Raw genomic sequence first — 2,013 nt, 5'->3', positions numbered from 1 at the left:
AAACAGGCTAAAGATGAAGGCCGTCAAACCGACTTGTTCCTGGTAGACTTCGAAGTGTTCACGGATTATCTTGATAACAACAGTCCTGTCTCGCCAGAAGTGGAAGATAGAATTGTCCAGGAAGTGGAGCCTGAAGATCCGGAAGAGCCTGGTGATGGTGAAGATGACTGGCAGGATGGTTTTTATGAAATCATTAAGAAGATAAAGAATTGGTTATGTAAGTTATTCGGTTGGTGCGTCAAGCCTTAATGTTTATTAAGACGAATAACAAAATGGCTGCAGAATAACCGGATAAAGATTAAAGAGAACTGGCTGATACTTAGTCAGTTCTCTTTTTTTATTAAAAATTTTTCAGTTCATGTAGGATTTTCAAATGTTATCACGAATATAACTAATAACGGAATCATTAAGGAATATTTCCTTAAATGAGCAATCGACAGGAAAAGGAGTTAGTTGGAATGAGTTTAGAACAGCTTGTGAAATCAGTAGAGAATGAAGTGGTAGAAATGAGACGCCATCTTCACCGGCATCCGGAAATGAGCGGGGAAGAGATAGAAACGTCTTCATTTGTTCAACAGAAATTATCAGAAGCGGGAATCCCTTTCAAGACCGGGTATGCAAAAACAGGTGTGCTTGGGATCATTCAAGGAAACAAACCGGGCGGGACGGTTGCCTTTAGAGCGGATATGGATGCACTGCCTATCCTAGAAGAAAATGAACTTTCGTATAAATCAAAAACAGAAGGCATCATGCATGCATGCGGGCATGATGCCCATACGGCCATGCTGATTGCAGCAGGTAAAGTCCTGAACCAAATGAAATCCGAGCTGTCGGGTACTGTTCTCCTCGTATTCCAGCCCTCGGAAGAAGATGCCCCGACAGGCGGGTCGGAGCAGATGATGGCAGATGGAGTGTTTGAAGACTATAAGCCTGATGTGATCTTCGGTCAGCATGTGTGGCCCGATCTGCCTGCGGGTGAAGCAGGTATTCTGCAGCGGGAGATCATGGGAGCATCTGATCGATTTAAGATTACGATAAAGGGATCCGGGGGACATGCCAGTATGCCCCATCAGTCGAATGATGCGATTATCATCGCCAACAACCTGATCACTCAGCTTCAAACGATCGTAAGCAGAAATACAGATCCATTGGACTCAGCTGTCCTGACGATCGGGAAAATCGAGGGAGGCTACCGCTATAATGTCATTGCAGATCAGGTAACGCTTGAAGGAACGATCAGGACCTTCAAGAAAGAAGTGAAAGACATGGTGAAAAGCAGATTATATACCATAACTGAAGGGGTCGAAAAGAGCTTTGGAGCAGGTGTGCAAGTGGATTATTCAGACGGGTACCCGGCGACGGTGAATACACCAGAGTGGTCAGATCTGGTCAGGTCCTCTGCTGAAAAAGTTTTGGGAGAAGGATCCGTGCCCACTGTTTCCCCTTCCCTGGGAGGAGAAGATTTCTCCCGTTTCTTACAACGATACCCAGGAGCATTTTACTGGCTGGGGACCTCTGCCTTGGACCCGGAACCTCAATATCCTTTACATGATCCCCGCTTTACGCTGAATGAGGATGCTCTTCCGAAGGGTGTCAATCTATTGGTTCAGCTGGCTCTGGATTCATTGAGCAAATTAGAGAAGAAGGAGTGAAACGGAATGTCACGTCTTGATGCGTTTTTAGAAGAACTCTCTCCCAGATTGGTTGAATTTAGAAGAGCCTTTCATCAGAAACCTGAACTCGGGTTCACTGAGTATGTCACCACTTATCTGATCGGGAAGGAATTGCAGGATCTCGGCTTCACCATTCATTTAGGGAAGAATGCCCTCGTATCTGAAGAAAGGATGGGAGTGCCGTCTGAAGATCTATTGCTTCAACAGGAAGAATGGGCGAAGTGTGAAGGGGTGGAAGAAGATTGGCTTGTCAGGATGCAAGGCGGCCATACGGGGCTTGTGGCAACACTCGATACCGGGAGACCTGGACCTAAAATGGCTTTTCGGTTTGATATTGATG

General features: G+C 45.8%; 2 protein-coding genes and 1 pseudogene. All 3 read left to right on the top strand.

Annotation, left to right across the window (positions count from 1 at the left end; translation table 11 throughout):
* Positions 1-249: hypothetical protein (locus HP456_RS23320; RefSeq protein WP_216663404.1), on the top strand; the 249-nt coding region annotated here is incomplete at its 5' end.
* A 209-nt stretch (positions 250-458) separates the two neighbouring features.
* Complete coding sequence (locus HP456_RS23315) at positions 459-1,652, top strand: M20 metallopeptidase family protein (protein ID WP_172255490.1); 1,194 nt, start codon at positions 459-461, stop codon at positions 1,650-1,652.
* 6 nt (positions 1,653-1,658) lie between these two features.
* Positions 1,659-2,013, top strand: a pseudogene (locus tag HP456_RS23310) (peptidase M20); the annotation flags it as partial.

This window comes from Bacillus haikouensis (assembly GCF_013179555.1).
GTDB lineage: Bacteria > Bacillota > Bacilli > Bacillales > Bacillaceae_B > Rossellomorea > Rossellomorea haikouensis_A.
The sequence above is the reverse complement of the archived record's forward strand: the minus strand, read 5'-3'. Positions and strand labels throughout refer to the sequence as shown.

Bases quoted from the DNA above. Each gene is read 5' to 3' on its own strand.
- HP456_RS23315 (WP_172255490.1), top strand. From the start codon at position 459: ATGAGTTTAGAACAGCTTGTGAAATCAGTAGAGAATGAAGTGGTAGAA.